This is a genomic window from Kitasatospora sp. NPDC127060, assembly GCF_042724935.1.
Classification (GTDB): domain Bacteria; phylum Actinomycetota; class Actinomycetes; order Streptomycetales; family Streptomycetaceae; genus Kitasatospora.
In genome coordinates this window covers 1-7,345 of sequence record NZ_JBHXEG010000157.1, presented here as the reverse complement: position 1 = coordinate 7,345, position 7,345 = coordinate 1, and the positions used below count along the sequence as shown (strand labels likewise).

Sequence of the window (7,345 nt, the reverse complement as noted above, 5' to 3'; positions counted from 1 at the left end):
CTGTCCGACGTTTCAAACTCTAGCCGATCCCCGCTCCGAAAAGCGAATCCAGCCGCAATCCGATAAAAAGCGCACGCCGAATAAGCACCAGGCCGAGCCGCGCAAAGCGAAACGACCGGCACGAACCGGAAGTGTGTTTCAAGGGATTGGCTGCCCCGGGACCGTCCGCGCTGATGCGTGTCCGGTGCTCCCTGCCAGGCAACTCGAAGAACACTAGACCTCTGGAGTGGCCGAGTCAAGCACGGCAAGCGAATTCTCGGTGCCCTCGTCCGCGGGTAGCTGGAAGGCCAGGACGGCCACGTCGTCGTCGTGCTCCGAGGTGACGCCCATCGCCCGGAGCAGCCGGGCGCAGATCACCTCGGGGGCGCCGATCGCGCCGGTGAGGGTGCGGGCCAGGAGGTCGAGGCCCTGGTCGATGTCCTCGTCACGGCGTTCGACCAGGCCGTCCGTATAGAGGACGCCGGTCGTACCGGGGAGCAGGCGCAGGGTGTGGGACACGTGCAGGCCGCCGCCGGTGCCGAGCGGGGGGCCGTTCTGTTCCTCGCTGCGCAGGATGGTTCCGTCGGGGCAGCGCAGCAGCATCGGGAGGTGGCCGGCCGAGGCGTAGGTGAGGGTGCGGTGCTGCGGGTCCCAGACGGCGTAGGTGCAGGTGGCGATCTGGTTGGCGTCGATCTCCATGGCGAGGCCGTCGAGCAGGCACATCACCTCGTGCGGGGGCAGGTCGAGCCGGGCGTAGGCCCGGACGGCGGTGCGCAGCTGGCCCATCACGGCGGCGGCGCGCAGGCCCCGGCCCATGACGTCGCCGATGACGAGTGCCGTGCGTCCGCCGTCGATGGCGATGACGTCGTACCAGTCGCCGCCGACCGCGGCCTCGGCGCCGCCCGGCTGGTAGGTGGCGGCGACCCGGAGGTCGGCGGGCTGGTCGAGCTTCTGCGGGAGCAGGCTGCGCTGGAGGGTGACGGCGGCCTCGCGCTGGCGGCGTTCGGCTTCGCGCAGGCGGGCGGCGGCGAGGACCTGGTCGGTGACCTCGGCGGCGAAGATCAGTACTCCGGCGGGCGGGCCCTCTGCGGGGGTGTCACCGGTGTCGCCGGGGCCGAGCGGGACGCAGGAGACGTTGTAGTAGCGGTTGCCGGTGAGGCCGAGGATGCAGCGGGCCTTGACGCTGCGGGGCCGGCCGCCGCGGATGACCTGGTCCATCAGGGGCAGGACGCCCATGGTGCCGAGCTCAGGGAGCGCCTCGCCCGCCGGCAGGCCGGTGGGGCGCTCGCCGAAGAGTTCGCGGTAGGCGCGGTTGGCGTAGCCGAGTTGGTGCAGCGGGCCGTAGGTGACCGCGACCGGGGCGGGGATGCGGTTGAGGACCTCACGCAGGTTCTGGGGTTTGTGCGGGTCGAGGAACTCGGCGCTGTGGGCGGGGCCAGTGGGGTCCCGGGGGCTGGGCACGACGACGCCGTCGGTGGAGGGCGTGCCCTCGTCGGTGCCGGCCCCGCTGGACGGGGCGGCACGCCAAGGGACTCCGGTGAGCCGGGCGCTCCAGCGCATGAGGTTCAAACGACGGCCGCTTCCTCGTTTTCCAGGCATATCATCACTTTTTGTGTACACAGCGGCACACGGGGTAATGACCAGTTCGGGCTGATCCTGTCAGGCGGAGGCCCGGTTCCGGAAGTCGCCCGCCCGGCGTGGCCGTCGGATCGGCGTTCCGTCCGCCGTTCCGTCCGCCGTTCCGACCGGCCCTCGGAACGGCCACCCGGCCCGCCACCCGGCCCCTAACCGGGCCGCTGACCGGGCCGGCCGGGCCCGGAGTCGAAACCGCCCTCGAAGGCTGAGCGCGGGTGCTCCATCGCCCCCAGCGAGACCACCTCGCGGGAGAACACCCCGCCCAGCACCCAGTCCACCAGCACCCGCACCCGGCGCTCCGTGCTCGGCAGCCGCCGTAGGTGCCGGGCCCGGTGCAGCCACCACGCCCGCCGCCCGGTGAGTCGGCCGCCGCCCCGGGTGTGGGCGACGGCCCGGTGCAGACCGAGCGAGGTCGAGCAGGCGGCCGGGCCGGGCCGGTACTCGACCAGCCCCGGTGCGTGCGGCCCGCCGGCCAGGGCCAGCGCGATGTTGCGGGCGAGCAGTTCGGCCTGGGCGAAGGCGTGCTGGGCGTTGGGCGCGCAGGGAGCGCCGTCCGCGTTCGGATCGGGTACGGCGGCGCAGTCCCCGGCCGCCCACACCCCGGGCAGGGCGCGGCCGTCCGGGCCGACGGCCTGGAGGGTGGCCAGACAGCGGACCCGGCCGGCGGTGTCCAGCGGCAGGTCGGTGTCGCGCAGCATCGGTGCAGGCCGGACACCTGCCGTCCAGACCAGGGTGCGGGCGCCGAAGCGGCTGCCGTCGGAGAGCGCGGCGACCCCGCCGGCGGCGGACGCCAGGGTGGTACGCAGCCTGATGTCGACGCCGCGCTCGCGCAGTTGGCCGAGGGTGTGCTCGGCGAGCTCGGGCGACTCCTCGGCCAGGATCCGGTCCGTCGCCTCGACCAGCACCCAGCGCAGGTCCTCGGCGCGGACGTTGTGGTAACTCCGTACGGCGGTCCGGACCATGTCCTCCAGCTCGGCGAGCGCGCCGACGCCCGCGTAGCCGGCGCCGACGAAGACGAAGGTGAGCGCGGACTGCCGCAGGGCCGGGTCGCGGGTGGCGGAGGCGAGGTCGAGCTGTTCCAGCACGTGGTTGCGCAGGTGCACCGCCTCGGCGACGGTGGAGAAGCCGTGCCCGTACTCGGCCAGCCCGGGCACCGGCGCGGTGCGGGAGACCGAGCCGGGGGCCACCACCAGGACGTCGTAAGGGAGTTCGAGCGGTGCCGGGGTCTCGCCGGGGCCCGCGGCGTCGGCCAGGGCGCGGCGGGCGGAGTGCTCGATCCGGGTGACCCGGGCGGTGAGCACCCGGCAGTGCGGCAGGGCCCGGCGCAGCGGGACGACCACGTGCCGCGGGTCGATCGAGCCGGCCGCGACCTCGGCCAGCAGCGGGTGGTAGGTGGAGTACGACTGGGGTTCGACGACGGTGATCTCCACTTCACCGCGTCGCAGCTGCTCCCGCAGGCCACGCTGGAGGTGGAGCGCGGTGGCCATCCCGGCGCAGCCGCCGCCGGCGATCAGGATCCTGATGGTGCACCTCCTGCCGATGTGACGTTTCGTCCCGGCCTCGCGGCCGGGGGTGTCCCCCCATCACGCCCCCCTATGAAGGACCGGCGGAGGTGGTCTTGTCCACAGTCCGTACGGGGCTGGTTGGGACGGAAGTGGCAGTCGTGACCAGTTGTGCGTGCTGGGCGACTTTCTGACGCACTTTCGGCCGCGAAGAGCCGTGAACTATGGTCGGATTGTGTGCCGGAGCGGCCACCGCCATGACAACCGGCGACGACGCACCGTGGAGCGGCCACTACGGCCAGTTCCAGCGTTGGCTCGACAACCCGACTGGGGGAGAGTCATCCGGGGAAGGGTAGTTCCCGGACGAGGCCCCAGGCGGTGCCGACGCGCCGAGCCGGGCGCCAAGGCGGCCCGGCGGCACGACCGTGGTCACCTGAACGGGACGGGCGGCACAGAGCGATGGGTCATCTGGTCATTTCTGCCGGGCCGAGCTGCACCGGGGGGTGCAGGGGCGGGCGACGACAGGGTCCGGTTTCGGACGCCTGCGGGGGAGAGTTGGGATGATGGAGCAGAAGCAGGCATTGGGACGGGCGGGCACACCGCACGCCGGACAGGGCATGGTGCCGGAGCAGCGCGGCCCGCTGGACCTGCCCCAGGGCGGGATGGCGTACGCGGCCGTCCCGTACCGGGCGGATCCTCCTCAGGCGGTGGCGCCGGTCCCCGGGGCCCGGCTGCGGGTCGACGCCCGGCGGAACCTGGAGAGCGTGCTGCGCGCGGCTCGGGAGGTGTTCGGCGAGTTCGGCTACGGCGCTCCGATGGAGGAGGTCGCACGCCGGGCCGGGGTCGGCGTCGGCACCGTCTACCGGCGGTTTCCGAGCAAGGAGGTGCTGGTCCAGCGGATCGCCGCCGAGGAGGTGGCCTGGCTGACCGCGCAGGCACGGGAGTCGCTGTACGGCGGCGACGGCGCCTGGGACGCCCTGGCCGGGTACCTGGCCCGGGCGGTCGGCACCGGGGCCGGGCGGCTGCTGCCGCCGGAGGCGTTCCAGTACGCGGAGGAGCTGGGCCGGGTGCCCGAACAGCGGGCGGCGGAGGTGCCGGCGGCCGTGCGCTTCGACCTGCGGGGTGAGGAGGCGCGCGCCGGGGCGGTGGCCGAACCGTCGTCGGCGGACGCCGATCCGCGGCTGCTGCTGCAGCTGTTGGCCGCCCTGGTGGCGCGGGCCGGTGCGGCGGGCGAGCTGCGGCCGGGGGTCACGGTTTCGGACGTGGTGCTGGTACTGACCGCGTCGGTGCCGGTGCACGCGGCGCGGCCCTCGGTCACGGCGCCGACGGCGGCCGGTTTCACGGCGGTTGGTCCGCAGCCGGACGGTCAACCGGCCGCCGGGCCGTCGGACCGGCTGCTGCAGATACTGCTGGACGGTCTGCGGTCACGCTGACCGCTCGGCTCGGCCCGCCGCCGGGACATCCTGGTGGAGGGGGGCAGCGGCGGACGCGTCGGACCAGGCACGGGCGACGCGCCCGACGGACACGGGGAGTTGGGCGGGACACCGGCGCGCGATCAGGGTACGCGCGCCGGGGTGCGGACGTCGTGCGACCTCGCGCCACACGCTGGGCGAACACATCCGCGACGGCCCCTCGGAAGAGTGGGTACCGGCCGGTCCGGCTACCGCGGGTCCCTGCGCTATGCCATCCTTTGCCCGTGGTTGGAGCCAATGTCCCGATGCGCGCCCTTCGCGCGCCGTCGGCGCCGTACCTCGGGGAACCGTGCGCCTACGCACTCCCGCGCGCCCTGCCACACTACGGGGGCTGTCGTGGAATCTGGGGTCCGTTGTGAGCGCCGAGGAACAGAACGACTACGGGTACGGCCTCGACTTCGGGGGCCTCTCCGGTAGTACGGCCGGAGGGTCCGCCGCGGGCCCCGGCGGTGCCGGCTCCGCCCAAGTACCGGGCGCCGCAGGCGGTTCGGGTTCCGCCGCCGGTTCGGGCGGCACCGGTTCGGGCGGCACCGGCGGTCCCGGTGCCGGACACGTCCCCGACCAGGCCGGGATGCCCAGTCGCGAGTCGCTCTCCGCCTCCGCCGCCCTGCCGTCCGGCCGGGTGCCCGGCCAGGCCCCCGCCGGCCGCGGCGGGGTCGCCCCCGAGGCGTTCGTCGGCGACCGCCGGTCCGCCCGGCCCACCGTGCCCGCCCCCGCCGACCCGGTGGACGGCGAGCGGCCGCCCTCCGACGCCGAGTTGACCGCCCGGGTCCGGGCCGGTGACGACACCGCGTACGAGGAGATCTACCTCCGGCACGTCGACTCCGTCCGCCGCTACGCGCGCACCTGCTGCCGGGACAGCTTCACCGCCGAGGACCTCGCCGGCGAGGTCTTCGCCCGCACCCTGCAGGCCCTCAAGGCGGGCAAGGGGCCGGAGTTCGCCGTCCGCGCCTACCTGCTGACCGCCGTGCGCAACGTCGCCGCCGCCTGGACCCGCAGCGAACGGCGCGAACAACTCGTCGACGACTTCGGGGTGTTCGCCCAGAGCTCGGCCGCCGTGGTCGACTTCGACCTCGGCGACCCCGGCGCCGACGCCTGGGCGATGGCGATGGCCGACCAGCGCATGGTCATGCAGGCCTACGCCGAACTGCCCGAGGACGACCGGGTCGTGCTCTGGCACACCGAGGTCGAGCAGGAATCGCCCAAGACCGTCGCCGTGATGCTCGGCAAGACCGCCAACGCCACCGCCGTCCAGGCCCACCGGGCCCGTGACCGGCTGGCCGCCGGCTTCCTCCAGGCCCACGTCTCCGGCAGCCAGGACAGCACCTGCGAGTCCTACGCCAACCGGCTCGGGGCGTACGCGCGCGGCTCGCTGCGCAAGCGGGCCTCGGCCGAGGTCGGACGGCACCTCAAGGAGTGCGACCGCTGCACGGCGGCCTGCCTGGAACTCACCGAGATCAACACCGGTCTGCGCGCGCTGCTGCCCGGCGGCGTACTGGTCTGGATCGGGGTCGGCGGGTTCAGCGCCGCCGCGGCCGCCGTGGGCGGGGTCGCCGCGGTCGGCGGTGCGGCCGCGGCGGGGACGGCGGCCGCGGCCGGGTCCTCCGGCGCTTCCGGTGCGGCCGGGGCTTCCGGTGCGGCCGGTGCCGCCGGGGCTTCCGGTGCTTCCGGTGCTTCCGGCGGGAGTACGGCCGCTGCCGCGGCCGGCGAGGGGCTGGGCACCGCCGCCAAGGCCGGGATCGCCGCCGCCGTCGCGGTGGCCGCCGCCGCCGTGGCCGCGTACGCCCTCACCGGCTCGCCCGAACCCAAGCCGCCCGCCGCCGCTCCCCCGGCCACCACCGCTCCGGTCACGCCCGCCCCGGTGGCCCCCGTGCCCGCAGCCCCCACGGCCGCACCCGCACCCGCGCCCGCACCCAGCAGCGCCGCCCCGGAGCCGCCCGCGCCCAGCCCGAGCAGCAGCCCCAGCCCGAGCCCGAAGCCCAGTGCGAAGCCGAGCCCACCCCCGGCGGCCACCCGGGCCCCGCGGAGCGAACCGCCCGCCCCACCCGTCGAACCCACCCCCGAGCTGCCCGCCGTACCGGCCCCGACCCTGCCGCCGGTGCCGACCCCGGACGTGCCCGACGTCCCGACGCCCACCCTGCCGCCGGTGCCGACGCCGATCGTCACGCCCACCCCGCCCGCGCCCAGCGACTTCTGGGGCGACTCGCTGCCCGTGGTCAAGCCCGGCAACAACCGGGTGCCGCCCGAGGGGCCGAGCATCCGGCAGAAGGGCAGCGACCGGTTCTGGCAGCGCGACGGGGGCTGGATCGGCGGCGACTACCACCCCCACGCCATCACCGTGCACGCCCCGGCGACCACGCTGATCGACCTCAACCGCAGCTGTACCTCCTTCGACGCCGTCGCCGGGGTCGACGACGCCACCCTGGGCCCCGGCGGGGTGGTCTTCACCGTCCAGGGCGGCGACGGCAGCACCCTGTGGCGCTCCCGGACCCTCGCCGCAGGCGACGACGCGGTGCCGGTCCACGTACCGCTCGCCGGGCAGAAGTCCATCCGGCTGGTGGTCACACCCGCGCACGGGATCTGGTCGGCGCTGAACGTCGCGGACTGGGCGCAGGCCCGGTTCAGGTGCACCTGACCGTCCGGACACGGCTCGGGGCCCGTCCCGGGGGGTGCCTCTATGTCCTTCGTCAAGGCTGCGCGGGTCATGCGGGCACGGTTTCGGGGGTGCGGGTTTCGTAGAGGGTGCCGTCTCGGAGC

Annotated in this window: 3 protein-coding genes and 1 pseudogene; 2 read left to right on the top strand and 2 right to left on the bottom strand. The window is 74.9% G+C overall.

Going from position 1 to position 7,345, the window contains the following annotated elements; all coding sequences use genetic code 11:
* Positions 1 to 246: 246 nt before the first annotated feature.
* Together ACFWIS_RS40145 and ACFWIS_RS40140 are read right to left on the bottom strand one after the other, a co-directional pair.
* Positions 247 to 1,548: pseudogene (locus ACFWIS_RS40145) on the bottom strand (SpoIIE family protein phosphatase); the annotation flags it as partial.
* 215 nt (positions 1,549 to 1,763) lie between these two features.
* Positions 1,764 to 3,137 (bottom strand): NAD(P)/FAD-dependent oxidoreductase, encoded by a 1,374-nt coding sequence (locus tag ACFWIS_RS40140; protein ID WP_380463840.1) that lies wholly within the window; start codon positions 3,135 to 3,137, stop codon positions 1,764 to 1,766.
* A 539-nt stretch (positions 3,138 to 3,676) separates the two neighbouring features.
* On the opposite strand from ACFWIS_RS40140, the gene ACFWIS_RS40135 reads away from it, so the two are divergent.
* Both ACFWIS_RS40135 and ACFWIS_RS40130 read left to right on the top strand, forming a co-directional pair.
* Positions 3,677 to 4,549 carry a TetR/AcrR family transcriptional regulator gene (locus ACFWIS_RS40135; protein WP_380463836.1) on the top strand — a complete coding sequence of 291 codons (873 nt, stop codon included), beginning with the start codon at positions 3,677 to 3,679 and terminating at the stop codon, positions 4,547 to 4,549.
* Between the two features lie 394 nt (positions 4,550 to 4,943).
* Positions 4,944 to 7,223: a sigma-70 family RNA polymerase sigma factor gene (locus ACFWIS_RS40130; protein WP_380463838.1), complete on the top strand. Its 2,280-nt coding sequence runs from the start codon at positions 4,944 to 4,946 to the stop codon at positions 7,221 to 7,223.
* Positions 7,224 to 7,345: the final 122 nt, after the last annotated feature.

Excerpts from the sequence above, each read along its gene's own strand:
- ACFWIS_RS40135 (WP_380463836.1), top strand. The coding sequence starts at position 3,677 with ATGATGGAGCAGAAGCAGGCATTGGGACGGGCGGGCACACCGCACGCC.